A 25,667-nucleotide genomic window follows, 5' to 3' on the forward strand; every position below is an offset into this window, starting at 1 on the left:
GCCGGGGTTCCCCTGGTCTTCGCGCGGGGACAGGGCACCTACGAGCCGCGGAAGGTGCTGGCGACCCTCCTGTCGTCCTCCCGGGGGCGGACGGTGACGAGCCTGAGCGAGAGCGCGACGGGCCGGGAACTCGTCGACTTCGAGCGCCGGATGAGGCTGTCGCTCCAGGAACGGGGTTTTGTCACGCTCAGCGTGAACTACCGCTACTACCTCGACGCCATCCCCGCGCTGAGGACCCGTTTCGGTGCCGAGACGCTCGACGTCACCGCCGAGCTGCTCACCGCGATGCGGGCGACCGCCGACGCGCTCGGCGTGGACTGGTCCCTGGTGCGCCGCGCCGACCGCCCCGGCGCGGCCCCGCAGGACGCCGCGAACCTGCGACGGCTCGTCGCCCTCGCGGCGGCCGGGCTGGAGGAACGGCTGACCACCGAACCGGAGCCGCTGCTGGTCGTCGAGGCGGCGCCGCTGCCCCGCTACGACCGGCTGGCCGTGCTGGAACGACTGGCGGACAAGGCGACCGCCCGGCCTGCGGCCCGGTGGCTGTTGCTGCCGGTCGAGCGGGGCGGCGCACCGCACCTCGAGGACCGGCCAGCCCCCGCCATCCTCAGCGCACTGAAAATCCCTACGAAGTGGATCGAGACGCACCGCCGCTCCAAGGCGTCGTAGTTGTCGGATCCCTTCCTGGGGAGTCAGTCGAGGTTGTTGCGTTGGCGTACCAGGTTGGCGATCGCCAGGATCTTCGGCCGACCGGTGGCCTTGAAGGAGAGACCGTGGCGGAAGATCTCGGGAATCCAGTACTGATCCTCCTCACGGAAGACGACCCCGTTGGCGGCGAGGATCTCCAGGTTCTGGCTCGACAGCTCGACGGTCTCGGGGCTGAAGGGAATTCTCTTCTTGTCCGTGGCGAGGTTACCGAGGTGCCTGAGGAGGCTCCCGACCTGCGGGCTCTCTTCCGTGATGGCGCGAATCTTGTCGAGGCTGCACTGGACGAGTGCCTTCCTCATCGCCGCCGGGGTTAGCAGCCGATCTGGCCATCGGCTGTCCTCCACGGACAGAGCGGCTGACTCCTTGAGGAAGGTCACGATGTCGCGTGCCTGGATCTGCTCGTTGAAGTCGGAGAGCGCGGCGAGGAACCAGCCGTCTGAGCGGGCTTCTCGGGACCTTATTGATCCCATCTTCTCTCCCCAGAGCGGGTGAAGTGCCGTGCTGAGGTCCTGGTTCTTCACCGAAGCCGCCTCTTCGGGCGTGTGTTGGGGAAGGGCACCGGAGCGTTGCGCGACCCACAGGGCGAGCCGCAGGGCTTCGAAATGGTTCCACTTGAGCTCGTAGTCGCTGTATCGCGCGGAGAACTGTCCGTAGTTCTGCTTGATGGCCGACTGTACGAGGTCACGCCGGACGAAGATCACCAGTCCGAGCGGTCGGCCGCGGAGACTGCGCAGCCAGTCGAGGCAGTCGACGAGGAGAACGCGGAGCGCCTGTCGCTGGACATCGCTGTCGAGGAGGTCCTGGAGAAGGTCCTCAAGCCCGTCGAACAGGAAGATCCGGGTGTTCGTCGAGGCGAAGTCGACCAGCTTCTGTTCGGCATCCTCGGGAGAGGCGTCTATCCCTACGGCCCGTGCCATGCAGGTCAGCCAGATTCGGCGCCACTGGACGTTGGTCGGCTCCGAACGCAGGGCGTTGTCGACCAGGTCACGCAGTTCGAGCTGGGTCGCGGGCTTGGCGTTCGGGGAGACGGAGGCGTTTCGCTGGATCTCGCTTATCCGCTCGCCGGTCGGGTCACTGAGGTTTTTGGAGACGAACACCGGCGCCAGGAGGGCGTTCAGGGTCACGCCCTCGACGCCGACGTCCTGCGCGTAGTCGCGCCACGTCTTCCGGAAGCACATCTGGAGCTGGGTGAAGGTCTTTCCCGACCCCTTGGCTCCGGTGACCACGCACACCGGTGGCTCGGTCCGATGAGAGACGAGCATGTTCCGCAGGGACTCGGTCGGCAGGAAATCCGTGTCGTCCGCCGTCTCGGCATACGCGAGCCGCCGGGCGAACTCGCTGAGGATTTCACGTCGGGAGGCCAGGTCGCCGGTTTTCACCACGGAAATCGTGTCCGTGGCCGACTCGTCGTCGGTGAGGCTCAGTTCCTTCGGAACCACGAGTCCTTCGACGAGCGGTCCGAGCGGTTCCGCGAGCTGCTGACGCCGGACCAGATCGACGACGGCCTCCCAGGAGGCAGGCAACGCCAGCAGCCGATCCTGAAAAACACTGAAGATGGGCTCCAGCGTGACGTCGCGGTCAATGGTCCGATCCTCACCTTCCTGAGCGACCGGTTCGAGCGTCCCGGTGATCGCGTCACGAAGCAGGGTCGCCGCGTCGGTGGCCAGTTCCCAGTGCCCCTCCTGACGGAACTGGGTGATGACGGCCACGCTCGCCGGGTCGTCGGCGCGCGTCGGTGCGCGTCGGCCGAGTTCCTGGATGGTGCGGAGCGTGCCGTACAACGACTGGTTGCTGACGGTGGTCACGAAGATCCGCTGGACGCGCGGGTCAAGCAGGACGGGAGCCGCGAGTTCGCTGCTGCCCGCGCGTAGGTCGATCAGGACCGTACGCGCTCCGAGCCGGTCGGCGAGTGCGGCGAGCGACTCGGTCAGGTAGTAGATCGACCGATCCGGGGTCAGCAGGTCGGTGGGTTCGAGGCGCGGTGGGGCGATGTCCCGCAGCGAGCGCCGGGTGGGCATGACGATCACGTTGTCGATCATCTGGTTCGGCAGATAGGCCGCGCCCAGTCTCACCGCGTCGTCGGGACTGCCGTCCTCGGAGGAGTGGAGCAGTGCGAGGAAGTCCTCGTAGCCAAAGTCGACGCGCTTACCGTACGCGCTGAACATCCAGGTGATCCCTGGCGCCTCCAGATCGGCGTCGACGAGCAGTACTCGATCGCCGCGCCGCGCTACGGCGTCGGCGAGAGCCACTCCGTGGAGGGTGCGACCCACTCCGCCTTTGAAGGAGTGCATTGCGGCGATCCGCACATTGCCCGGGAACGGAGACCCTGGATGGGGGAGCGGTTCACCGAGACCACGGACGATGCGCCGTTCCCTCCAGCGGGGCTCACGTCGGGACGGTTCGAGCTCTCGCTGCCGCACCGAAATCGGGAGCAGCCTGGCAGAAGGCTGCCCCGGAACGTCGTCAAGCTAGAGTACGGTCTCCCCGTCATGGATCCTGGTCGAATTGACCCCGAACGCATCGCTTAGCCAGGACAGGGCCGCCTGGGACGAAGCCTGCGGGGCGATCGTCACTTCGAGGCCGTCCCAGAAAGCGTCGCACTCATGAAGCCAGTCCGGCCACTGACCGTCGGCCGCCAGGGCGGCGAGGTGAGCGTCCACATCGACCCAGGTGTAGATGTGCTCGGGGGCCTTGATCTCCTGCTCTGGCATGATCACGCTCTCAATTCTCGCTGACACCAGTCCGAAAGCTCACGCAACACGGTGACGGCCTGCTCCTCGTGATCCTTTTTGAGGGCGTGACCGTATCTCCAGGCTTGATGAAGATCCCCGAAGGCCACCGGTCCCAGGTCTTCTTTCAGGCTCGCGCAGGGACGCATCCGGCCGCAGAGCTGTGGCGCCAGTCTGCTTATCTCGTGCGGTCATATCGGGTGGTTCAGGGCCTTTGTCATGGAAGAGGAGCTTCGCGCTGTCCTAGCGAGAGGTTAGTCCTCTACATGACATGATTGGCTATTTGAGGGGAAATGTTTCTGCTCGTCCTGGTGGCGTGCTGGATGGATCCAATTCAACTGGTATTCGGTCCTAAAGTTTAGGGCGATCCGATACTGGTTTTTCAGTGAACCCATAAAGCGCATATTCAGCGGCTTTCGCAACTGGCAGTCAGGGGCTTTTGATAGGGGGGCGAAAATGGCCTGATTATAGGCTTACCTGGCGTTTGCGACTGGTTTTGGAACATGGGAGGATCGCCGGATCTTGGGCTAAATTTGCATTCCCGCCAAAGGGGTTCGTGCGCTGGCAAAGTCAACAAAGCTTCGCGCGCTGATCAAGAACGAGGCACAGTACGTCGTGCTGCTCTACCAGCGGCCCTACTCCTGGGAGCGGGCCCTGGATGCCGCCGACTTCGCCGACTACGTATCTGCCGGGTATCGGCAATGTGCCCTCTGTGTTGAGCTGACAGTCTTTCCTTCCGGTACCACCATGCGCAGATGGGCATCTTTCCCACCCCATCTTCCGTTCCACCGAAAGTACTGACCCCCAGGCAGAAACGCGGGTTGGAGATCGCCGAGCGGGAGGACGAGTTGCGCGACCAGTGGAGGAACTTCGATCGTGAACGCACCCGTATCTTCCAGGAGACCGGCCGGAAGGTCAGCGGCAAAGAGTCCCAGGTGAGCAAGGAAGAGAAGGCGGTGCGAGCCGAGTTGCGCGCACTGGAGGCCGAGCGGGCCGCTCTCCTCAAGCAGATTACTGATCATGAGGCTAAGCTCCGACCCAAGCAGGCCGAGTACGACAGGATCCGATCCGGAGCCAAGCAGGCGGGTAAGCATAGAAAGATCCTGATCACCAAGGCCGAGCGGAAGGTTCGGGCCGAACTTGCCAGGTTGCAGAGCGAGCGTGCCTACGTGGACGGCACCGTACGCCGAGACCGCATATCTGGCCAGGTCGCTGAGGCGGTCTGGAATACCTGCCACGACCCGGAAACTTTCGGTTCTGAGGATTGGTGACCCGTATATCGCCCTGGGTCAGCGGTGATGACCGATGAGGATTCGATCCGTCAAGAGCCGACTCCTGACGCTGTTGGCCTTCGCCTCGCGGGCTTGGAGGATCAGCGACAGTGCGACACCGGTCAACGCGAACGCGGCAAGTACGGCGGATGCGGCTCCGTGGTGCTGGCCGATGTCATTCAGCTTGCTCCAGTCAGTGGCCTGGTCGTTCAGAGGCGCGAGAAAGAAGGGGGAGATCACCATGAACCCGAGCAGCGCGAGGATCACCAGGAAGAGCAGCGCGAGAGTGAGGAAACGGCGCCCGGCTCCGGCCGGACCGTTAAGCAGGCGTCTGCTTCGCACTACCGGAGCTCTTCTCCCCGTGCGAGGGCCTGCCGGCTCGAATTCTTCGGCTCGCTGAACGACTGGCGGCATTCGAGCTTCCAGAACGTCCCTTTGAGTTTCTTGAAATACGGCCAGAAGTCCGAAGATACTGATCGGGGCTGAGCCTGAATCCACGGCGTGAATTCTTGTGATCATTCTTCGGTCCGATTCCTCCGCGAGGGCCGTTTCGGCTGGTGAGACGCGGCTCGCACCCCGGACAGGCCCGCGCTCATCCGCTCCAGGATCTGGTCGCGTGCGGCGTCGCCGAGCAGCGCGAGCCCGTCGTGGAGCAGATCTGGGCCCGCGACCTCACCTGAACCCCGGGCGCGTCCGGGTGGGCGCGAACAACCGGGCGCGCACGGATCACTCGCTCAGCCCGATCCGCGCGTGCAGCCGCCGCAGGGGGCCGGGCGCCCACCAGTTGGCCCGGCCCGCGAGCCGCATGAAGGCCGGCACCATGATCGCCCGGATGATCGTGGCATCCACCAGGATCGCCACCGCCATCCCGACGCCGAGCATCTGCACGAAGGAGACGCCCGCGGTGACATAGGCCGCGAAGGAGATCGCCAGGATCGCACCGGCGGCGGTGATCAGCGGAGCACTGCGCTGAAGCCCTACCGTGACGGCGGCGACGGTGTCGCCCGTGCGGTCGTACTCCTCCTTGATCCGCGACAGCAGGAACACCTCGTAGTCCATCGAGAGCCCGTACCCGATGCAGAACATCAGGATGGGAATGCTCGGATCGAGGGTGCCCGTCGCGGTGAAGCCGAGCAGGCCCGACAGGTTCCCATCCTGGTAGATCCACACGAGCGCGCCCAGCATCACCGACAGGCTCAGCAGGTTGAGCACCGTGGCCTTCAACGGGATCAGCAGGCTTCCCGTCATCAGGAACAGGATGACGAACGTCACCACGAGGATCAGCCCGAGCAGCAGCGGGAGCCGGTCCACCACCGCCTGCCGGTAGTCGCCGAGCTCTGCTGGGTAGCCGCCGACCAGCACCTCGAACGGCGCCGCCTGCGCCCGCACGTCCCGCACCAGGCCCACCGGATCGCGCTCCATCAGCTCCGCGGCCGGCACCACGGACAGCCAGGTCCCGTCGTCGCCCTGGAACCGCCCGGGATCGCCGTCGCCGACCCGCTGCCCCTCGGCATAGGATCCCGCCGCCGAGTCCACCTGGGCGACCCCGGGCAGCCGCGACAGCGCGGCCGCATAGCCGGGCACCTCCGCCGCGTCGGCGGCCCCGGCGGAGACGACCTGCAGCGCGTCGCTCTCCTCCGCGGGGAACTCCGCCCGGATCACCTCGGAGGTCTGCCGCGCCGGCGCCGAGGTGGGCAGGATGCGATCGTCTGCGACGCCGAAGTTCAGCCCGAGGAAGGGCGAGCTGAGCAGCAGGAGCACCACCGTCGCCACTCCGCCGAAGATCAGCGGTTTGCGCATGACGCGCGTGGCCAGGCCGCGCCAGAACGTGCCGTTCTCCTCCTTCGTACGGCGGGGCAGCACCCGGTCACCGATCGCGGCGAGCACCGCGGGCAGGACGATCACGGCACCGACCACTCCTCCGATGACCACCGCGATCCCCGCGTAGCCGAAGGACCGGAAGAAGTCGAAGGGCATCAGCAGCAGCACCGCGAGCGAGGCCGCCACGGTCACCCCACTGAAGATCACCATGCGGCCTGCCTTCTCGACGCTTCTGGCGACCGCCTCGTGCCGGTCATGGCCCAGCCGTACCTCCTCGCGGAACCGCGAGACTATGAACAGCGCGTAGTCGATGCCGAGGCCGAGGCCGAGCGCCAGCGTCAGGTTGAGCGCGAAGGTGGAGACATCGGAGTAGAGCAGCGGCAGGCGGATCAGAGCCAGCGAGACCACCATCACGAAGATGCCCAGCACGATGGGCACCACGGCCGCCACCAGGCGGCGCAGGAAGATCCAGAGCAGTATGAACACCAGAGGAAAGATCACCATCTCGGCCCGCACGAAGTCCTGCCTGGCCAGCGGGACGGTCTGGCGGTAGACCTCCTCCCCGCCGCCCGCCTGAACGGTGATCGTGTCATCGCCTCGGGTCACCTCGGGGATGATTCGCGGCAGGATCTGTCCCCTGACCAGGTTGGCGTCCCCCGGGATGCGCGCGAGCACGAGCGCGTGCGCGCGGTTCTCGCTGCGCAGCGTCGCGGGGGTGCCCCGCGACCAGTAGGAGGCGGCCTCGGCCACGCCGTCGAAGGCGGCCAGCCGGCTCGTCAGCTCCCGGCCGGCGGCGGCCACGGCGGGGTCGTCCACGTTCCCGCCCCTGGCGGTGACGAGCAGGACGAGGTCGGCACTACCCGTGCCGAACCGCTCGGCCAGCTCGTTCTGCGCCTGGTCGGACTCCGAGCCCGGCGCGTCGTAGCGGGCGAGGGACAGCCCGCTCACGGTGCCGGCCGCCAGCGTGCCCATGACGACCGTGCCGAGCAGGGCCAGGATCATCACCAGGCGGCGGCGCCGTACCAGCAGGTAGCCGAGGCGGCGCAGCGGGGGCACCGGCGGCGCGGCCACCGGAGGGGCATGGGTGCGGACGATCATCTTGATCAACCCCGAAGTCGGTAAACTACTCGTATTTAGCGTTGGTATCAGAAATACAAGTAAAAGCTCGCATTTGTCAATGTGGACGGTGATCCGTGGTCGAGACACGCAAGCCTGTACGCCGCCAGGCGCGCGGCCTCAAACGCATGGAGGAGATCCTCGACGCGGCGGAGGAGGTGATCGCAGACATCGGCTACGCCGAGGCGACCACCAACGCGATCGCCGCGCGAGCCGGGATGTCGCCGGGCTCGCTGTACCAGTTCTTCCATAACAAGGAAGAGATCCTGGAGGCCCTGCTCGCCCGGTTCACCGACGGCAGGCGGCAGCACTGGAACGAGCGGCTGACCGGCGACGTGACGCGGACACCGCTGCCCGAGCTGGTCGACCAACTCGTCGACGAGATCGCCGACTTCAAGGGCAGCCGCCCCGCCTACTGGGCACTGCTGCACGGCTCGGCGACCGGCGACCGCCTGGCCTGGGCCTCCGAACAGCTCCACGCGGGCATCGCCACGCGCGTCGCGCAGGTCCTCTCGATGCGCGCCCCGCACCTGGACCAGGAGCGCTGTCTCACGCTGGCCACCATGTCGCTGGCGACGGTGAAGGCGGTCATGCCGCTTGTCGCCTCGGCGCCGCCGCAGCGCTCCGCCGAGCTCATCGCCGAGCTGAAGACGATGCTGGTGGGCTACCTGACCCCCGCACTCGGCGAGTGAGGGGCGGGTCGGCGCTCGCCACGTGCTCGCCCGCCCGCCCGTCCAGACCGCGGCGCTCGGCCGGCCGCATCACCGACACCGGCCCCGCACAGGCGATCAGGTGCTCCTCGTCGAAGATCGCATGGGTCCTGACCGGAGCGCGAAAGCCGGAGCATGAAAGGCGTGCACTTTGGAGGTGCCATCTCGAACTGGTTGACGGAAGCCTCAGGAACTCCCGTCATCCCAGGCCGGAGGGCAATTCCTCGCGTTTTACGGCATTCGTGTCAGATTCGGCTCGGTGGATCCAGGCTGAGATGCTCCGCCGGGGCGTTGGCGATGAAGACGGGCGGGCACTGCTACGGATCGGCCTCCGCCGCGGACAGCGGGGCTACCCTGCCCCGCTGCCCGGCAGGGGCCGAGCTTGATCAGTCGACGCACATCGCCTGGTGAGTGGACTGGAAGACCCATGTGCCGCCGCCTGGGGAGACATAGGTCATTACGGTGCTATAGGTCCCAGGGGTGCAGTCGTGACCGACCGCGAGGACGGCCGCCCTGGCCCGCTGTTCGGCCGCCGCCAACCCGGCCGCGTAGGTGTTGCCCGCCCCCACGGCGGTGGCGCTGCGGGGAGTGTCATAGCCGTCGGCGTGTGCGGCCACGGGCGTGGTCGCCAGGCCGGCCGCCACTACCGCTGAGACGAGGCCGAGCCGGCGGAGCCGAATACCTTTTTGCATGCTTCTCCTGTAGGCCGGATCTTTTGATCGACCGAGGATAATTTTCAAACGGGCCGAGGTAAAGACGGTATTGGCCACTCGGTCACCGGAATCCGGCCCATCATGTGTTTCTTCGTGGCCGGTCATGTAATTTACAGGCGGACGAAGTTTCCGTCGAGGCGGCCCGCTGTGCGGTCGAAACGGCGGACGCGGTGGTGGCGGATCTGTCAATTCCCGTTCCTCGGCGAGTTCGACCCCCCGCTGCCGGGTGTCCATCAGGATGTGGCAGGCGACCTTGGGATTCTTCGACGGCATCCCAAGCCGATACTCCCGCCGCTCGACATGACGAGCAAGCCCCTGCAAGACGGCGAAAACACGCGGAAACAATTCCGGAGAGACGCGGATACGCGACGGATCCGCGGTCGGCACCTCGGCGATCGCCGCAGGATCGAAGATCTTGTGAGGTGCGGAAATCCGGGTGTGGTCTCTGGTCCGCGGTTGTCCGCCTCGTCCATGCGGGCCGCCGGTATTGGTCGATCAGGCCGTCGAGTATCTGTCGGCGTCGCAGGCGGACCTGATCGAGATCTCCGGGTGGAGCAGGGGCACGTGGTGGTCGAGGTGGTCGACGGTCTTGTGCGCGATGGGGACGGTGCCGGTTGTGATGCCGTTCGTACGCCCGCTCACCGTCACCGGAGCCGAACGGCCCACTCACCTGTCCACCTATGATCTTTTCATCTGGAATCTGCCCTACCGCCGGAAGAGCCTTCATGACCCACCCCCTCAGCCGGCGGTCCGCCCTGCTGGGCGCCGCGACAGTGGCCGGTCTCGCCCTGTGGGACAGACCGGCCGAGGCGGCCGGCGCCGCCGCGTTCGACGCCGCGCGTGAGCGGTGGGTGAGCCTGCTGGCCGGTGGGTCGCACGACTCCGCTCATGCCGACAGGACTTATACCGACAGGACTCGGGCGCTCGAGGGCTCGGCCAACGCGGTGCTGCGCAAGCTGAGGCCCGCCGCCGGTCGCCCGAGCCTGTGGCCCGACCTGCCGCTGTCGGACCCCCGGACGGGTAACTTCAACCGCTCCTACAACCGCATGCGCACACTGGCGCTGGCCTGGGCCACGCCGGGCACCGCCATGCACCGGGACGGCCAGGTCGCCGAGACCGCTGTCAGGGCGCTGGACTTCCTCTACGAGCACGCCTACCACGAAGGGCTCGACCGGCGGGGCAGCAACTGGTTCTGGTGGGAGATCGGCGTTCCGCGCGCGCTGACCGACACCTGCGCCCTGTTGTACGACGGCCTGCCCTCGGGCCGCATCGAGCGCTGGTTGCGCCCCCTGCGCCGCTGGTGCCCCGACCCGGAGCGCCGTGTCAGCCACCCCGGTGTCGTCGAGACCGGCGCCAACCGCGCGGGCAAGGCCATGGCGGTGGCGATGCGCGGAGTGCTCACCCACGACGCGCGCCTCGTCAGGCGGGCCAGGAACGCGGTCTCCGACCTGCTGCGGCCGACAAGGGGCCCCGGTGACGGCTTCTACCGTGACGGATCGTTCATCCAGCACGACGTGTACCCCTACACCGGCAGCTACGGCGTGGACTACCTGGAGAGCGTGGCCAAGCTGATCGCCATGCTCTCCGGGTCACCGTGGGAGATCACCGGAATCGGCAACGTCTACGACATCGTGGATCGCTCGTTCGTGCCGTTCGTCTTCGATGGGCTGATGATGGACTGCGTGCGCGGCCGGCAGATCTCGGTGCAGGGCCACCGTGACCACCACTCGGGACACAAGGCGGTCGAGGCCGTCCTCACCCTGCTGGAGACGGCACCCGAGCGTCATGCCCGGCGTTGGCGACCGCTGGTCAAAGGCTGGCTCACCCGCAACCAGGCCACCCCCTACGGCGCGTTCGCGCCGCCGGCGAGCATCGCCAGGGCCACGGCCCTGCTGACCGACCCGTCGGTGCCGGTCGGCCCGCGCACGACGGGCACGTACGTCTTCGCCGACATGGACCGGGTCGTGCACCGCCGTCCCACCTGGGCGTACGCGATCGCGATGAGCTCGGAGCGCATCGGCGCGGCCGAGGCCATGAACCGGGAGAATCTGCACGGCTGGTACACCGGCGACGGCATGACCTACCTCTACACCGGCGACCTCGCCCACTGGAACGACGACCTGTGGCCCACGATCGACCCGTACCGGCTGCCGGGCACGACGGTCGACAGGCGCAGACGCGCCGATCTTCCGCACGACCACCGTCGCCTGCCTCCCACCCCGTGGGCGGGCGGTGTGGCGCTCGACGGCGAGTACGGCGTGGCCGCCATGAGGCTGATCGCCGGTGGCTCCTCGTTGCGGGCGAAGAAGGCGTGGTTCCTGCTCGACGACGCGGTGATCGCCCTCGGCGCCGGCATCACCGCCTCCGACGGCCGCCGTGTCGAGACCGTCCTGGAGAACCGCAACACCCACGACCGGCATCCACCGCTGACCCGGGGCGACGGCTGGATCCACCTGTCCGGTGTGGCCGGTTACGCGCTGCTCGACGGCGCCGACGCGAAGGTGATCCGCAAGAAGCGCACCGGCCGCTGGCGCGACATCGACAAGGGCGCCACCACCGGTGGCGACACCTCCCCTGTCACCAGGCACTACACGACGATCCTCATCGACCACGGCGTCGATCCCCGCAGGGCCCGCTACGCCTACGCCGTACTGCCCGACGCCTCCATCACGCAGATGGAGGCCTATGAGGGGCGGATCGACGTCCTCGCCAATTCCGCGGCGGTGCAGGCCATCTCGCGCGACGGCGTGATCGCCGCCGTCTTCTGGCGCGCGGGGACCGTCGAGACCGCGGACGGGCCGCTCGCCGTCGACGGCCCCTGCACGCTGCTGGTCCGCCGCGCCGGCGAGCGGGTACGGCTCGCGGTGTCCGACCCGTCCAGGACCGTCGACGAGGTGAAGATCACGTTGCCCTGGCCGGTGAAGTCGGTCAGGGAGAGCGACCGCAGCGTGCGCAGGGCCAGGACCGCGCTCAGGGTGGAGGTGCGTGGCAGCCGCGGGTACGCCCACACCGCGGAGGTGCGCGTCTGACTTCGAGAACCGCTCGTCCAGACCTGCGATCCGGTGTTCCGGCGTGAGTTCTGTCCGGTCGACGCCGTTTCGGAGGCTTCGGGGAAATCTGGGTCGCGCATCGGTTCCGCCGGAGGCTGCCCCAGGGAAAATCATTCGGAAATGAACCTTTCATACGTTTTGTGGCGTATGGCCAGCTCCAGGCCGGTCTCCCTTCGGGAGCTGTGGAGCACTGTTGCCCCCCGCACGCGGATTGGGCGACGGTGGGGACCCTCTGGCGTGAGGACTCCGCCCTCACTTGGCGCGCCAGGACTCGTCCCCCCGGCACTCGAAAAGGAGACCTGCACCGATGAGGTCACGTACGCTCCGACTCCTGCGCGACCAGTCCCACGCGCCCGGCGTCGCCTCCCTCCACCGGATCCCGATCTGGCGGATGGTCGTCGCGGCACTGGTCGCGGTCGCGACCGCGTTCGCGCTCACCACCGTGACGGCGACCCCCGCTGCCGCGCACGGCTCGATCAGCGACCCGCCCTCGCGCAACTACGGCTGCTGGGAGCGCTGGGGGGGTGACTTCCAGAACCCGGCCATGGCCCAGCAGGACCCCATGTGCTGGCAGGCCTGGCAGAGCAACACCAACGCGATGTGGAACTGGAACGGATTGTTCCGCGAGGGCGTCGGCGGCAACCACCAGGCCGCGATCCCCGACGGGCAGCTGTGCAGCGGCGGCCGGACCGAGGGCGGCCGCTACAACTCCATGGACACGGTCGGCGCGTGGAAGACCGTGGACCGTCCCGCCTCGTTCACGATGAACCTGCTGGACCAGGCCTCGCACGGCGCGGACTACATCCGCGTCTACGTCACCAAGCAGGGCTTCAACCCCAAGACCCAGCCGCTGAGGTGGAGTGACCTGGAACTCGTCAACCAGCTGGGCAGCAGGCCCACCGGCACGACCACGGCCATCCCGGTGAACGCGCCCGGCCGCAGTGGCCACCACATCGTCTACACCGTCTGGCAGGCCAGCCACCTCGACCAGTCCTACTACTTCTGCAGCGACGTCAACTTCACCGGCGGCACGGACCCCGACCCGACCCCCACGCCGACCCCGACCCCCACGCCGACTCCCACCCCGACCCCCACGCCCACCCCGACCCCGGGCCCGGGCGGCTGCTCGGCCACCTACCGCGTCACCTCCCAGTGGTCCGGCGGCTTCCAGGCGGACGTGAGCGTGACCGCCGGCTCCAGGGCGATCACCGGCTGGACGGTGAACTGGACCTTCGCCAACGGCGAGAAGATCAACTCCGCGTGGAGCGCGACCGTGACCACCAGCGGGTCCGCGGTCACCGCCCGCAACGTCGCCTACAACGGCTCGCTGGGCGCCGGCGCCTCCGCTAGCTTCGGATTCACCGGCTCCGGTACCGGCGGCACGCCCACCCTCACCTGCACGGCGGCCTGACCCCCTCCCGCCGGACACGAGACGCCGGCCCGCCATCGGGAGATGGCGGGCCGGCGCGCTCACGTCCGGCGGGACGCGCTCATGTCCGGGGGAGGGGGAGGAAAGGCGTCACTCGCCGGGGCGGCAGACGGTGCCGGGGGCGGGGAGCGTCAGGTCGACGAGGTAGCGGGTGGCGTGGCCGATCACGCAGCGGCTGGCGGGCCCGTTGTTGCCCGGCATGTACAGGACGTGCCCGGGGCCGTCGTACAGGACGGTGACCGAACCGGGCACCGTCCCGGCCAGGCTCGCGGTCATGGCGTGGTCGGTCCAGGACCCGGCTCCCAGGAACGGCGGCAGGCCGCGGACCGGCAGCGGCCGGGACGGGTTGGCGACGGGCCGCGGCCAGCCGGCGCAGCCCAGCATGTCGAACGGCGCGGCGCCCAGATGGGGGGAGGCCTCCCGTACCCGGCGGGAGACGTCGCGGAACTGCTCGTACCCGGTGAAGCCGCGGTCGTCGGGGCAGGTCATCGCCCGCAGCGCCGGTACCGCCCAGATCCGCGAGTTTCCGTTGACGGCCTCCGCGAAACCGGAGGCGTCACCCTTCCTGAGCCTGTCCACCGACGTGGCGAAAGCCTTCCACCAGGCGTTGTCCGGGCCCGGGTTCGCCTGGAAGCTCATCAGCCTCAGGTGCCACCCGGTCAGCTTCCCCTCGCCGAGCTCCGGGGACGAGATCGGGATCGGGGAGCGGTCCAGCTTCTCGACGAGGGCGCGCCAGACCGCGCTCACGTCCTCGCCGTGCAGCGCGCAGGCGCCGTCGGCCGCGCACCAGGCGAGGAACCGCCCGAACATCCGCTCGCCGACGGCGGCGTGGTCCAGGTGAAACCTGGCCCACCCGTTGACCTGGTCGGCCGCCCCGTCGAGGTACATCGCCCTGATGCGCCCGGGGAACAGGCGCGCGTACGCGGCGGCGGGCACCCCTCCGTAGGAGTTGGCCATGAAGCTCAGCCGCCGCTCGCCCAGGGCCTCGCGGACCGCCTCCATGTCCCGTGCCACCGACAGGGAGTCGAGGTTGTCGAACAGGCCGCTGGAATCGGCGTCCCGGCACTCGCGCGCCGCCGCCTCCACCCTCGCCACCTGCGCCCGGTACTCCTCGCGGTCGCGGGGTTCCAGCAGCTGCGTCCCCATTCCCCAGCACACCGCCGGAAGCCTCTCCCTGAGCCCGGTGTTGCGCGGGTTGTAGCCGACGAGGTCGAAGCGGCGGCGCAGCTCGGTGAGGCCGGGCGCCGAATCCTTCAGGTCCCGCACGCCCTCGGCCCCGGGTCCTCCCGGCACCTGCAGCACGCTCCCGATGCGGTTCGCCGGGTCGGTGGCGGGAAGCCGCGCCAGATCCAGGGTGAGCTTGCGCCCGCGCGGCCTCCTCCAGTCCACCGGCACCGTGACGGTGGCGCACCGGATCCCCTCCGGGAGGTTCTCACCCGTGCACGCCTTCCAGTCCAGCCGTGAGGCCGCTCCCGGTGACGCGGGTGCCGGAGCCCGTGCCGGTCCCGTCGCGGGTGAGGACATCGGTGCCGGTCCTGTCGTGGGTGACGGCGCGGGTGAGGGCGCTCCCGCCGGGACGAGCAGCGCCGAGGCCGCCACCAGTCCCGTGAACAACGGTCCGATCTTCCCGTACATCCGTGGCTCCTTCGTCTGGACGGCGGCTGGTGCGCCGCGCGGTCGTCCGCCGGCTTCGGAACACCGGCTCCCCTCAACCGTCGCGGACCCGTCCCGCGGAGGCCACGGGGACGTCCTCCGGGAAACCTCGGGATATCCCCCACGGGCCCGCCGGATGTCGGCGGGGAACGAGGTGCGGCACGCTGGAGGAATGAGCCGTCCTCCCTCCGGCCCTCCACCCCCGGCCGCGTCGTCCTCGTCCCTACCCCCGGCGTCTCCGGCGTCTCCGGCGCCCCCGACGCCCCCGGCGTCTCCGGCGTCTCCGGCGGTGGTTCCGGCTCCACCGATGCCGGAACCGGAAGCGATGCCGGACCCGGACCCGATGCCGGACCCGGGCCCGGAACTGCGGCCGCGGCGGGTCTGGCGCGAGCTGGGCTACGCGCTGGCCGGGCCGCCGCTGGCCGCCGCCGGCCTGGTCCTCCTGCTCGCCATGCTGCTGAGCGCGTTGTGGTCGACGGCGATCGTCGGCCTCCCGATGCTGGCCGTCACGGTCCGCGGAGCCCGGTACCTGGGGGCGGTCCACCTCGGCCTGGCCCGCCTGCTGCTGGACGTCAGGACGCCCGCCCCCGCCCCCTTCAGGCCGGGTTCCGGGCCGATCGGCTGGTTCGTGTCGGCGCTCGGCGACGGGGTGGGGTGGCGGGCGGCGGTCTACCTGCTGGTCAAGCCCCTGACCGCGCTGCTCGCCCTCGGAGCCGCCGCCGGATTCTGGGGTGGCGGCCTGTGGCTGCTCTCCTACCCCGTCCGCTGGTCGCAGGGGTCCGCCGGTGTCTGGGGCCCGCACGCCGACACCTGGCCGGGCGTCCTGCTGCTCGGCGTGGCCGGTCTGGCGTTGCTCGCGCCGGCCCCCCTGGCGCTGCGGGCCGCGCTGCTCCCCGAGCGGTTCCTCGCGCGCACCCTGCTCGGCCCGACCAGGGTCTCGGCCAGGATCGGCCACCTGGAGGAGACGAGGGCCCGCATGGCCGAGGACGCGACGGCGACCCTGCGCCGGATCGAGCGCGACCTGCACGACGGGCCGCAGGCCCGCCTCGTGGCGCTGGCGATGAGCCTGGGCATGGCGAAGGAGGAGCTCGCCGCCTCCCCGGGGGAGGACCGGCTCCGGCAGGCGCGCGACCTGGTGGACGCCGCCCACCACGACGCCAAGGAGATCATCGCCGACCTGCGCCTGCTGATCCACGGCATCTACCCGCCCGCCCTGGACCAGGGACTGGAGGCCGCGCTCGCCATGCTCGCCACGCGTTTCGCGATGCCCGTCGACCTCCGCGTCGACCTGCCCCGCCGTCCCCCCGCCGCGGTGGAGACGATCGTCTACTTCTGCACCGCGGAACTGCTCGCCAACGTGGTCAAGCACAGCGGCGCGCGGCGGGCGATCGTCGAGGTGAGGGGGTACGGCGGCCTGCTACGGCTGCACGTCGGCGACGACGGGACGGGCGGCGCCTCGATGGGCGCCGGGACGGGACTGCCGGGGCTGGCGGCCCGGGTGGGCGTCGTGGACGGGCGGCTGGAGATCGACAGCCCTCCCGGAGGGCCTACGGTGGTCACCGTGGAGGTGCCGCTCCCCACCTAACGGAGGTCGCATGCGCGTCGTCGTCGCCGAGGACTCCGCGGTGCTCAGAGCCGGGCTCACCCTGCTGCTCACCACGCGGGGGCACGAGGTCCCCGCGGCCGTGGGCGACGGGGTCGCGCTGCGCGCCGCGGTGGACGAGCACCGGCCGGACGTCGCCGTGGTGGACGTGCGCATGCCGCCGACCCACACCGACGAGGGCCTGCGCGCCGCGATCGACATCCGCCGCGACCACCCCGGCATCGGGGTGCTGGTCTTCTCCCAGTACGTGGAGACGCGCTCGGCGACCCTGCTCCTCGCCGAGGACTCGCGAGGGGTGGGCTACCTGCTGAAGGAGCGGGTCGCCGACGTCGGCGACTTCCTGGCCGCGCTCTCCCGGATCGCCGCGGGCGAGACCGTGCTGGACCCGGAGGTCGTCACCCGGATGATGGCGACCGGCAGGCGCGCCGACACTCTCGGCACCCTCACCCCCCGGGAGCGCGAGGTGCTCGTCATGATGGCCGACGGACGGTCCAACGGCGCGATCGCCGAGGCCCTGTTCCTGTCGTACGGGTCGGTGGAGAAGCATGTCACGCACATCTTCACCAAGCTCGGCCTGCCGCCGTCGCAGAGCGACCACCGCCGGGTGCTCGCCGTGCTGCGCTACCTGGAGTCCTGACCTCCCGCCGGGGACGGCGCGGACGTCCCCGGCACCGCGATGGCGGTCACGACCAGGCCGTCGGACACCAGCCAGCGGCCCGTGAAGCCGGTCAGCTCCCGGCCCTCCACCCGGGGGCCCGGGACGAGGAGGCGGGCGGTGAACGTGCCGGAGGAGGAGAAGGTGAGATGGGCCTCCTCGAAGCCGAGCCAGCGCCTGGCCAGCGGGAACCACGCCTTGTAGACGCTCTCCTTGGCGCTGAACAGTAGCCGGCCCCAGTGCACCCCGTCGTCGAGCTCCGCGATGGCGGCCCGCTCCTCGGGCAGCGAGACCGCGGGCAGGACGCCGTCGGGGAGCGGCTCGTGGGGCTCCGCGTCGATGCCGACGGTCAGCGCCTCGAGGGAGACGGCCGCCGCGCGGTATCCGGCGCAGTGGGTGATGGCGCCCACCACCCCCTGCGGCCACCCCGGGGCGCCGCGCTCGCCGGGCAGGATCGGCACCGGGGGCAGCCCCAGATCGGCCATGGCCAGGCGGGCGCAGTGGCGCGCGGTGCCGAACTCGCGGCGCCGCTTCTCCACCGCGCGGGCGACGGCCGCCTCCTCCTCGGGGAACAGCACGACGTCCGGCGGGTCCTCGAAGCACTCCGAGCTCGCCACCCACGACGGCAGGATCTTCTCGATCATGCGCCGGGCCCCGGGGCGGGCAGGATGCGCCGCGGCCGGCCGGGCGCGGTGGGCCTGGGACGCCACTCGCGGGGATAACCCAAGGAGACCTCCTCGAAGCGGACCCCGTCGTGCCAGGTGGTCCGGGGGATGTGCAGGTGGCCGTAGACGACCGTGGCGGCGTCGAAGCGCAGGTGCCAGTCGGCGGTGCGCTCGGTGCCGCACCAGATCGCGAACTCCGGGTGGTACAGGACCAGGGTGGGCTCGCGCACCAGAGGATAGTGGTTGACCAGCACCGTCGGAACCCCGGGCGGCCTGGCCTCCAGGCGCCGTTCGGTCTCGGCGATCCTGGCGTCGCACCAGGCGTCCCGGGTCGGGTACGGGTCGGGGTGGAGTAGCATCTCGTCGGTGCAGACCACGCCCTTGTCGTACGCGATGGCGAGCGCCTCCTCCTTCGTCGCGACGCCGGGCATGCGGAAGGTGTAGTCGTACAGCACGAACAGCGGGGCGACGGTGACCGGGCCGCCGGGGCCGGTCCAGGTCGGGTAGGGGTCCTCCGGTGTCGCCACCCCCAGGTTCCGGCACACCTCGACCAGGTGCCGGTAGCGCTCCTCGCCACGCAGCTGGACGGGATCGCCGGGATGGGTCCACAGCTCGTGGTTGCCGGGCGCCCACACCACCTTCTCGAACCGTCCGGCGAGCAGTCCCAGGGCCCATTCGACGTCGGAGACCTTCTCGGAGACGTCCCCGGCGACCAGCAGCCAGTCGGAGGCGGAGGTGGGCCGCAGCCCCTCGACGATGCTCCGGTTCTCCTGGTAGCCGATGTGCAGGTCGCTGATGGCCAGCAGTGACGTCATGCGCGGTCCGTCCCCGGAGAAGCGGTGGCCGGAGCGGGCCGCAGGCCGCGCGCCGGCGGCGTGAGGGCCCCCGCCGTCCCCTCGTGCGTTTTCACGTTCCCAAGCACCGCCGCCTCCGTCTCGCCCGCTTCCCGGGCGCGGTCACGAACTCGTGATCGCCGAGCAAAAGAACCCTCTCACGACCGCTCCCGGCGGCACACCCCACCCCGCCGCGAAGGCACCGAGTACGGCGATACTCATGCGGCCCGCGAAGACGGCGGCGATTCTTGACGTATGACGACATTCGACAGCATGCCCCAGTGCTGCATCGCACCCCCCGACCTGCTTGAGGCGGTCGCCGGCCAGGGAACCCCCGAGGAGCGGGAGGCCGCGCTCAGGACCCTGGCCACCTCGGAGACCGCCCGGGCGCAGCGCGCGTCGTTCGCCGGCGTGCTGCGCCAGCTCAGCCTCACCGTCACCGACGTGGCGCCCGCCCCCGGCATGGTGCGCACGGTCTACGACGTCGAGAACGGCGGGGACTTCGACCTGCCCGGCCGCAAGAGGCGCGGGGAGGGCGACGGGCCGTCCGGTGACGCGGCGGTCGACGACGCCTACGACGGAGCGGGCATCACCTACGACTTCTACCGGCGGGTCTTCGGGCGGGACAGCATCGACGGGCGGGGGCTGGAGATCGTCTCCTCGGTCCACTACGGGACCGACTACGACAACGCCGCCTGGATCGGCTTTCAGATGATCTACGGTGACGGCAGCGGGCAGATCTTCGCCAAGGGCTCCCTCACCAGGGCCGTCGACATCGTGGCGCACGAGCTGACCCACGGCATCACCCAGTTCACCGCGAACCTGGTCTACAGCAAGCAGTCCGGCGCCCTCAACGAGTCGTTCTCCGACGTCCTCGGGTCGCTCGCCAAGCAGTACAGCCGCGGGCAGACCGCCGAGCAGGCCGACTGGCTCATCGGCGACGGCATCCTGGGCAGCGCCCTGCGGGGGACGGCCCTGCGGTCGATGAAGGCGCCGGGAACCGCCTGGTCGACCCCCTCCGGGGGACGCGACCGCCAGCCGGGGCACATGCGCGACTACGTGGACCTGCCCGACGACGGCAACCCCTCCAACGACCACGGAGGCGTCCACATCAACTCGGGCATCCCCAACCACGCCTTCTACCTCGCCGCCACCGCCATCGGTGGCAACGCCTGGGAGCGCGCCGGACGCGTCTGGTACGTCACGCTCACCGAGCGGCTCCGGCCGCGCTCGGACTTCCAGGAGGCCGCGGAGGCGACCGTGGAGGTGGCCGGGGAGCTGTTCGGCGCGGACGGGGACGAGCAGAGGAAGGTGCGCGCCGCGTGGCAGCAGGTCGGGGTTCTCTAGGGAGGCGCCCGTCGCGGCGTGGTCTCCGGGGTCTTCTGGGGAGGCGTCTGTCGCGGCGTGGTCTCCGGGGTCCTCTGGGGAGACGCCCGTGGCGGCGCGGCTTCCGGGGTCCTCTCGGGACGGGTCCGGCGCGGCGCGACCTTCGGGGTCCTCTCGGGACGGGTCCGGCGCGGCGCGGCACCGGCCGGGCCGCGCGGGCCGGTCTAGGATCGCTCCCATGAGGGTCTCGATCGTCCGGGGCGGCGGCATCGCCGGCCTCGTCACGGTCATCACGGTCGACTCCGCGTCGCTGGCGCCGGAGGCCGCCGCCGAGCTGCGCGCCAGGGTGGAGCGGGCCGGGCTGTCCGGCCCGCCGGAGCGGCCGGGGCCCCCGGAGGGCGGGACGACCGGGCCCGACCGCTTCGACTACGAGCTGACCGTCGAGGACGGCGGCCGCGTGCTCACGACGCGCGCCCGCGAGGGCGACCTCCCCGGCCCGCTCCGCGCGCTCATCTCGTACGTGACCTCGCTGCCGGAAAGGCGGGAACGGATCGGCCCGCCCGGCTGAGCTCCGTTCCGCCCCCTTTGTCCCCTATGACCTTTTTTGTACTCCTGCTCGCCCGCTTAAAAGCGGGCTTGACCATGCGAAACTCCGCGCTGTCACCGGTTTTGGCGCGAGAATTTCCATGTAACGGTTCCCCGATGACACGATCCGCCGATGTGTACAGGTCACAGGGGTGGCGGGATGGCCCGGCGCCTGCTGGCTTTATTACACCTTGGCGGCAAATGTGGGCACGACTGGATTGTTGGTGCGCGTGAAATCACATTTGCGGGGAGCTCTTCGGATATACGGAGGTATATGTGAAACGCGTCATCATCACCGCAGCTGTCGCAGCCCTTACGGCAGCCGCGCTGGTGCCCCCGGCGCAGGCCCGGCAGGTGATCGCCGAACCGGGGGTGGAAGCCGAGTACGTCGTCCTCTACACGGAAGGCGCGCGTTCCGCGGACGCCCAGCAGGCCATCCGGGCGGCGGGCGGAAGCATCCTCAAGGAGAACGCCGCGGTCGGCGTCGCCACCGTCACCACGACGAACGCCCGCTTCGCCGAGGCGGTGCGCGACGCCGCCTCGATCGACGACATCGCCCACAACCGGTCCATCGGCAGCGTCCCCACCGCCAGGCGGGGAGCCGCCGGCCTGGCCGTGCAGTCGAGGGCGGTGGAGAAGGCCGGCGACGGCGCGCCCGCCGCCTCCACCTTCGGCAGGCCCGCACCCGCGGCGGAGCCGCTGTCGGAACTCCAGTGGGACATGAAGCAGATCCACGCGACCGTGGACGGCTCCTACCGTCACGAGCAGGGCGACCCGGGCGTGCTGGTCGGTGTCATCGACACCGGTGTCGACGGCTCCCACCCCGACATCGCGCCGAACTTCAATCGCGAGCTGAGCCGCAACTTCACCGTCGACATCCCCGTCGACGCCAACGGCGCCGAGATCGACGGCCCGTGCGAGGCCGAGCCCGACCGCTCCTGCAACGACCCGGCGGACGTCGACGAGAACGAGCACGGCACGCACGTGGCGTCGTCGATCGCCTCGCCCGTCAACGGGCTCGGCACCTCGGGCGTGGCGCCCAAGGTCTCGATCGTGAACCTGCGGGCCGGCCAGGACTCCGGATACTTCTTCCTGCAGCCCAGCATCGACGCGCTGACCCACGCCGGTGACGTCGGCATCGACGTGGTCAACATGAGTTACTACGTCGACCCCTGGCTGTTCAACTGCGTCGACAACCCCGCGGACTCCCCGGCCGACCGGCAGGAACAGGCCACGATCATCAAAGCCATGCAGCGGGCGCTCACCTACGCGCACGACAGGGGGGTGACCCTGGTGTCCGCGGCGGGCAACGGCGCCTCCGACTACACCAAGACGATCGTCGACGCCTCCAGCCCCGACTTCGCCAGCGTCCCCGGCGAGTTGCCCTACTCGCGCACGATCCCCCCGAGCTGCGTCTCCATGCCGAGCGAGGGCAAGCACGTGATCTCGGTCTCCTCGACCGGCATCAGCAAGCGCAAGTCGTACTACTCCGACTACGGCAACGGCTACGTCGACGTCTCCTCACCCGGCGGCGACGTCTACGACACCGCCGACAACACCCGCGACGTCACCAGGGCGACGCTGGCGGCCTATCCCCGGTCCGTGGCCGAGGCCCGCGGCCAGCTCAACCCCGACGGCACGCCCAACGTCACCAACGTGGTCCGCAGCTGCAAGGGCGACGTCTGCGCCTACTACGTGTACCTCCAGGGCACCTCGATGGCCTCCCCGCGCGCCGCCGGGGTCGCCGCGCTGATCGTGAGCAAGTACGGCCAGCGCGACCGGGCGCACGGCGGCAAGAAGCTCCACCCGGCCGTCGTGGAGACGGTCCTCAAGGGCACCGCCACCAAGACGGCCTGTCCCACCCCGCCCGCCTACACCTACACCAGGCACCTGCCGGACGGCACCACGGCGACCTCGACGCACACCTGCGAGCGAGGCGTCCTGCGCAACGGCTTCTACGGCTACGGGATCGTCGACGCCCTCAGGGCGGTCCGCTGACCTGAACCGGGTGCCCGGCGTCCGCCCCGCGGCGGACGCCGGGCCTCGCCGTTTTTACGCCTTCTTGCGCGATGGGTTGATTTACCCGCAGCCCGGTCCGGGGATGGGTCGTCAGACGCCATCGGTCGCCATCGGGTCATGGCCGTACGCCTGCCGCCGGCCAAACGCATCCGAACGCGGTCTCGCTTGCGAAGTCCTTCATGGACGTTAAGGAGTGATGCCCATGGCCGCCGTCACGTGTGAGACCGATCGGCCCGGTGATCGGATCGACCCCCCTGCCGGGCGGGAGGCGACCTCGCCGGCCGGTAGCGGAGACCCGGCGACGAGGAGGAGCGCGTGAGCCCGGTCGTGGTGATCGGTGCCGGTCTCGGCGGGCTGGCCGCCGCGGCCCGGCTGGCCGCCGCAGGGCGGGACGTCACGATCGTGGAGGCGAACGACGTGCCGGGCGGCTGCTGCGGCACGGCCACCCTCGGCGACTACCGCTTCGACACCGGCCCCTCGGTGCTGACCATGCCGGAGGTCCTGGCCGACGTCTTCGCCGCCGCCGGACAGGACATGGAGAGCATGCTCCCGCTGCGGAGGCTGGACCCGTACTACCGGCTGCGCTACCACGACGGCTCCCACCTGGACGTGGTGGCCGGCGAGGACGCCATGGCCGAACAGGTGCGCGCGCTGAGCGGTGCCGCGGAGGCCGAGAGGTACCGGCGTTTCCGCGCCAGGCTCGGCGAGCTGTTCGACGCGGAGTGGCCGGCCTTCATCGACCGCGACATGACGCGGCTGCGCGACCTCGCCCGGCCGCGCGTCCTGGCCCGCATCGCGGCGCTGGGCGGCTTCCGCAGCCTGGACTCCCTCGTCAAGAGCCACCTCACCGACCACCGGCTGGTCAAGGCGCACACCTTCCAGGCCCTGTACGTGGGCCTGCCGCCCCGGCAGGCGCTTGGCATCTACGCGGTCATCGCCCACATGGACACCGTCGGCGGCGTCTTCTTCCCGCGCGAGGGCGGGATGCACGCCATCCCGCGCGCCCTGGCCGCGCTGGCCGAGAAGGCGGGCGCCCACGTCCGGTACGGGGTGCGCGCCGTCAAGGTGGAGGCCGGGTCCTCCGGCGTCTCCGGGGTCAGGCTCGACACCGGGGAGCGCCTGGCCGCGGGGAACGTCGTGGTCGCCTGCGACCTGTCCCGCGCCCATACCGGGCTGCTGCCGAAGGGCGCGGGCGACTGGCGGCTCCGCCGCCCCCGCTACTCGCCCTCCTGCCTGGTCCTGCACTTCGGCCTCGACCGGCGTCTGGCCGGGCAGGCGCACCACACCCTGCACTTCGGCAGGGAGTGGGACGCCACCTTCGCCGCGCTGCGGGCAGGGAGGCCGCAGCCCGACCCGAACCTGCTGGTCACCTACCCCGAGTCCGACACCGGCGCCGCGCCGCGTGGCCACGCCACCCTCAGCGTGCTGGAGCCCACGGCCAACCTGCGCGGCGGCGCCGACTGGGACCGGCTCACCCCGCGGCTGGAGGACCGCCTGCTCGGCAGGCTGGCCGACCTCGGTTACGGCGACCTGTCCTCCGCGCCGAGGCTCACCCTCGACCCGCCCGCCTGGGCGCGGCTCGGCCACTCGGCGGGCACCCCGTTCGCCCTGGACCACCGCTTCACCCAGACGGCCTGGTTCCGGCCCGCGGGCGCGGCCAGGCGCGTCCCGGGGCTGCACTTCGCCGGAATGTACACCGCGCCGGGCGTGGGGGTGCCCCCGGTGCTGATCTCCGGCCGGCTCGCCGCGGAACGCGTACTGGAGACCCCCCGATGACCCTCACCGCGAGTTACGAACTGTGCCGCAGGCTCAACGCCCGCCACGGCCGCTCCTACTACCTGGCGACCCTGCTGCTGCCCGCCTGGAAGCGCCCGCACGTGCACGCCCTGTACGGCTTCGCGCGCTACGCCGATGAGATCGTGGACTCCTTCACGATGACCGGCGACAGGGCGCGGGCGCTCGACGGCCTGTCCGCCCGGCTGGCCGTCATCCTGGCGGGCGGGAGCACCGACGACCCGGTGCTCCCCGCGTTCGCGCAGACCGTGCGCTCCTTCGGCGTCGACCACGGCGACATCGACGCGTTCCTGTACTCGATGCGGGCCGACCTGACCGTCACCCGCTACGCGACCTACGACGACCTGCTCGTCTACATGGAGGGCTCGGCCGCGGTGATCGGCACCATGATGCTGCCCGTCCTCGAACCGCTGCCCGGCATGGAGGACAAGGCCCGCGAACCGGCCCGCCAGCTGGGGCTGGCCTTCCAGCTGACCAATTTCCTGCGCGACGTCGCCGAGGACCTGGAACGCGGCCGGGTCTACCTTCCGATGGAGGACCTGGACAGGTTCGGGGTGACGGTGGCCGATCTGGGGCGCGGCGTCACCACCCCGGCCCTGCGCGAGCTGCTGGCCTTCCAGACCCGGCGGGCCAGGGACCACTACGCGCGGGCCGAGGAGGGGTTCGACATGCTGACCCCCTCCTCTCGGCCGTGCATCCGCGCGGCCTTCCAGCTGTACGGCGGCATCCTCGACCGGATCGAGGCCGCCGGCCACGACGTCCTCGGCGCGAGGGCCGTCGTGCCCCGGCGGCGAAGACTGGCGATCTTCGCGCGGCACCTGCTCGCGGCGTCCGCGGCCGACCGCGCCGAGCGCCGCCTGATCGCCGAGATCCCGTGAACCGGCCGGGTGGAACCGTCGCCGGGCCGTTCGCCGCCGGGTCGTCCGCCGCCGGATGGCCCGCCGTCGGGTGGTCCGTCACAGATGTGTCCGTCACGAGGCCGTCCTCCGT

General features: G+C 70.2%; 22 protein-coding genes. 13 read left to right on the forward strand and 9 right to left on the reverse strand.

Annotated features, from left to right (window positions below; genetic code table 11):
- Positions 1 to 54: 54 nt before the first annotated feature.
- Positions 55 to 666, forward strand: a complete 612-nt coding sequence (locus AB0F88_RS34795; RefSeq protein WP_362694165.1) for a hypothetical protein — start codon at positions 55 to 57, stop codon at positions 664 to 666.
- Positions 667 to 689: 23 nt separating this feature from the next.
- On the opposite strand, the gene AB0F88_RS34800 is transcribed toward AB0F88_RS34795, so the two are convergent.
- Complete coding sequence (locus AB0F88_RS34800) at positions 690 to 2,996, reverse strand: hypothetical protein (protein WP_362694168.1); 2,307 nt, start codon at positions 2,994 to 2,996, stop codon at positions 690 to 692.
- A gap of 177 nt (positions 2,997 to 3,173) precedes the next feature.
- A complete protein-coding gene (locus AB0F88_RS34805; protein ID WP_362694171.1) occupies positions 3,174 to 3,422 on the reverse strand; it encodes a hypothetical protein in 249 nt (82 codons plus the stop codon).
- 767 nt (positions 3,423 to 4,189) lie between these two features.
- Here AB0F88_RS34805 and AB0F88_RS34810 point away from each other — a divergent pair.
- Positions 4,190 to 4,705 (forward strand): hypothetical protein, encoded by a 516-nt coding sequence (locus AB0F88_RS34810; protein ID WP_362694174.1) that lies wholly within the window; start codon positions 4,190 to 4,192, stop codon positions 4,703 to 4,705.
- A gap of 18 nt (positions 4,706 to 4,723) precedes the next feature.
- On the opposite strand, the gene AB0F88_RS34815 is transcribed toward AB0F88_RS34810, so the two are convergent.
- Positions 4,724 to 5,224: a DUF6082 family protein gene (locus tag AB0F88_RS34815; RefSeq protein WP_362694177.1), complete on the reverse strand. Its 501-nt coding sequence runs from the start codon at positions 5,222 to 5,224 to the stop codon at positions 4,724 to 4,726.
- 38 nt (positions 5,225 to 5,262) lie between these two features.
- Here AB0F88_RS34815 and AB0F88_RS34820 point away from each other — a divergent pair, with 38 nt between their 5' ends.
- Positions 5,263 to 5,385: a hypothetical protein gene (locus AB0F88_RS34820; RefSeq protein WP_362694180.1), complete on the forward strand. Its 123-nt coding sequence runs from the start codon at positions 5,263 to 5,265 to the stop codon at positions 5,383 to 5,385.
- A 46-nt stretch (positions 5,386 to 5,431) separates the two neighbouring features.
- Here AB0F88_RS34820 and AB0F88_RS34825 read toward each other — a convergent pair whose 3' ends face one another.
- Positions 5,432 to 7,624, reverse strand: coding sequence for an MMPL family transporter (locus tag AB0F88_RS34825; RefSeq protein WP_362694484.1), 2,193 nt, complete (start codon positions 7,622 to 7,624; stop codon positions 5,432 to 5,434).
- Positions 7,625 to 7,719: 95 nt separating this feature from the next.
- On the opposite strand from AB0F88_RS34825, the gene AB0F88_RS34830 reads away from it, so the two are divergent.
- Positions 7,720 to 8,334, forward strand: a complete 615-nt coding sequence (locus tag AB0F88_RS34830; RefSeq protein WP_362694183.1) for a TetR/AcrR family transcriptional regulator — start codon at positions 7,720 to 7,722, stop codon at positions 8,332 to 8,334.
- Between the two features lie 404 nt (positions 8,335 to 8,738).
- Here AB0F88_RS34830 and AB0F88_RS34835 read toward each other — a convergent pair whose 3' ends face one another.
- Positions 8,739 to 9,452, reverse strand: a complete 714-nt coding sequence (locus tag AB0F88_RS34835; protein ID WP_362694186.1) for a hypothetical protein — start codon at positions 9,450 to 9,452, stop codon at positions 8,739 to 8,741.
- A 108-nt stretch (positions 9,453 to 9,560) separates the two neighbouring features.
- Positions 9,561 to 9,731 (reverse strand): hypothetical protein, encoded by a 171-nt coding sequence (locus AB0F88_RS34840; protein WP_362694188.1) that lies wholly within the window; start codon positions 9,729 to 9,731, stop codon positions 9,561 to 9,563.
- A gap of 59 nt (positions 9,732 to 9,790) precedes the next feature.
- On the opposite strand from AB0F88_RS34840, the gene AB0F88_RS34845 reads away from it, so the two are divergent.
- Positions 9,791 to 12,094, forward strand: a complete 2,304-nt coding sequence (locus AB0F88_RS34845; protein WP_362694191.1) for a polysaccharide lyase 8 family protein — start codon at positions 9,791 to 9,793, stop codon at positions 12,092 to 12,094.
- 328 nt (positions 12,095 to 12,422) lie between these two features.
- Entirely contained in the window at positions 12,423 to 13,526 is a 1,104-nt protein-coding gene (locus AB0F88_RS34850; protein ID WP_362694194.1) for a lytic polysaccharide monooxygenase, read from the forward strand.
- A 108-nt stretch (positions 13,527 to 13,634) separates the two neighbouring features.
- Here AB0F88_RS34850 and AB0F88_RS34855 read toward each other — a convergent pair whose 3' ends face one another.
- Positions 13,635 to 15,179 (reverse strand): alpha/beta fold hydrolase, encoded by a 1,545-nt coding sequence (locus tag AB0F88_RS34855; protein WP_362694197.1) that lies wholly within the window; start codon positions 15,177 to 15,179, stop codon positions 13,635 to 13,637.
- Positions 15,180 to 15,504: 325 nt separating this feature from the next.
- Here AB0F88_RS34855 and AB0F88_RS34860 point away from each other — a divergent pair, with 325 nt between their 5' ends.
- Entirely contained in the window at positions 15,505 to 16,782 is a 1,278-nt protein-coding gene (locus AB0F88_RS34860; RefSeq protein WP_362694200.1) for a sensor domain-containing protein, read from the forward strand.
- 10 nt (positions 16,783 to 16,792) lie between these two features.
- Positions 16,793 to 17,437: a response regulator transcription factor gene (locus AB0F88_RS34865; protein ID WP_362694203.1), complete on the forward strand. Its 645-nt coding sequence runs from the start codon at positions 16,793 to 16,795 to the stop codon at positions 17,435 to 17,437.
- On the opposite strand, the gene AB0F88_RS34870 is transcribed toward AB0F88_RS34865, so the two are convergent.
- Both AB0F88_RS34870 and AB0F88_RS34875 read right to left on the reverse strand, forming a co-directional pair.
- Positions 17,422 to 18,099, reverse strand: coding sequence for a 4'-phosphopantetheinyl transferase superfamily protein (locus AB0F88_RS34870; RefSeq protein WP_362694206.1), 678 nt, complete (start codon positions 18,097 to 18,099; stop codon positions 17,422 to 17,424). The two genes, AB0F88_RS34865 and AB0F88_RS34870, sit on opposite strands and share 16 nt — an antisense overlap.
- Positions 18,096 to 18,935: a metallophosphoesterase gene (locus AB0F88_RS34875; RefSeq protein ID WP_362694209.1), complete on the reverse strand. Its 840-nt coding sequence runs from the start codon at positions 18,933 to 18,935 to the stop codon at positions 18,096 to 18,098. Before AB0F88_RS34875 ends, AB0F88_RS34870 begins: the two co-directional genes overlap by 4 nt.
- A gap of 273 nt (positions 18,936 to 19,208) precedes the next feature.
- Here AB0F88_RS34875 and AB0F88_RS34880 point away from each other — a divergent pair, with 273 nt between their 5' ends.
- The 5 genes from AB0F88_RS34880 to AB0F88_RS34900 all read left to right on the forward strand — a co-directional run bounded on the left by AB0F88_RS34880 (position 19,209) and on the right by AB0F88_RS34900 (position 25,555).
- Positions 19,209 to 20,300: a M4 family metallopeptidase gene (locus AB0F88_RS34880; protein WP_362694212.1), complete on the forward strand. Its 1,092-nt coding sequence runs from the start codon at positions 19,209 to 19,211 to the stop codon at positions 20,298 to 20,300.
- Positions 20,301 to 20,517: 217 nt separating this feature from the next.
- Positions 20,518 to 20,847 (forward strand): protealysin inhibitor emfourin, encoded by a 330-nt coding sequence (locus AB0F88_RS34885; protein WP_362694215.1) that lies wholly within the window; start codon positions 20,518 to 20,520, stop codon positions 20,845 to 20,847.
- 293 nt (positions 20,848 to 21,140) lie between these two features.
- A complete protein-coding gene (locus tag AB0F88_RS34890; protein ID WP_362694218.1) occupies positions 21,141 to 22,862 on the forward strand; it encodes a S8 family serine peptidase in 1,722 nt (573 codons plus the stop codon).
- A gap of 336 nt (positions 22,863 to 23,198) precedes the next feature.
- Complete coding sequence (gene crtI, locus AB0F88_RS34895; protein ID WP_362694220.1) at positions 23,199 to 24,659, forward strand: phytoene desaturase family protein; 1,461 nt, start codon at positions 23,199 to 23,201, stop codon at positions 24,657 to 24,659.
- Complete coding sequence (locus tag AB0F88_RS34900; RefSeq protein ID WP_362694223.1) at positions 24,656 to 25,555, forward strand: phytoene/squalene synthase family protein; 900 nt, start codon at positions 24,656 to 24,658, stop codon at positions 25,553 to 25,555. The genes crtI and AB0F88_RS34900 overlap by 4 nt, the downstream gene beginning before the upstream one ends.
- Positions 25,556 to 25,667: the final 112 nt, after the last annotated feature.

The organism is Streptosporangium sp. NPDC023963, assembly GCF_040639135.1.
Classification (GTDB): domain Bacteria; phylum Actinomycetota; class Actinomycetes; order Streptosporangiales; family Streptosporangiaceae; genus Streptosporangium.

Coding starts and splice junctions, on each gene's coding strand:
- AB0F88_RS34855 (WP_362694197.1), bottom strand. CDS start 15,179: ATGTACGGGAAGATCGGACCGTTGTTCACGGGACTGGTGGCGGCCTCG.
- AB0F88_RS34865 (WP_362694203.1), top strand. CDS start 16,793: ATGCGCGTCGTCGTCGCCGAGGACTCCGCGGTGCTCAGAGCCGGGCTC.
- AB0F88_RS34815 (WP_362694177.1), bottom strand. CDS start 5,224: ATGATCACAAGAATTCACGCCGTGGATTCAGGCTCAGCCCCGATCAGT.
- AB0F88_RS34880 (WP_362694212.1), top strand. CDS start 19,209: ATGACGACATTCGACAGCATGCCCCAGTGCTGCATCGCACCCCCCGAC.
- AB0F88_RS34900 (WP_362694223.1), top strand. CDS start 24,656: ATGACCCTCACCGCGAGTTACGAACTGTGCCGCAGGCTCAACGCCCGC.
- AB0F88_RS34810 (WP_362694174.1), top strand. CDS start 4,190: ATGGGCATCTTTCCCACCCCATCTTCCGTTCCACCGAAAGTACTGACC.
- AB0F88_RS34800 (WP_362694168.1), bottom strand. CDS start 2,996: ATGCACTCCTTCAAAGGCGGAGTGGGTCGCACCCTCCACGGAGTGGCT.
- AB0F88_RS34845 (WP_362694191.1), top strand. CDS start 9,791: ATGACCCACCCCCTCAGCCGGCGGTCCGCCCTGCTGGGCGCCGCGACA.
- AB0F88_RS34885 (WP_362694215.1), top strand. CDS start 20,518: ATGAGGGTCTCGATCGTCCGGGGCGGCGGCATCGCCGGCCTCGTCACG.
- AB0F88_RS34870 (WP_362694206.1), bottom strand. CDS start 18,099: ATGATCGAGAAGATCCTGCCGTCGTGGGTGGCGAGCTCGGAGTGCTTC.
- AB0F88_RS34875 (WP_362694209.1), bottom strand. CDS start 18,935: ATGACGTCACTGCTGGCCATCAGCGACCTGCACATCGGCTACCAGGAG.
- AB0F88_RS34860 (WP_362694200.1), top strand. CDS start 15,505: ATGCCGGAACCGGAAGCGATGCCGGACCCGGACCCGATGCCGGACCCG.
- AB0F88_RS34825 (WP_362694484.1), bottom strand. CDS start 7,624: ATGATCGTCCGCACCCATGCCCCTCCGGTGGCCGCGCCGCCGGTGCCC.
- AB0F88_RS34850 (WP_362694194.1), top strand. CDS start 12,423: ATGAGGTCACGTACGCTCCGACTCCTGCGCGACCAGTCCCACGCGCCC.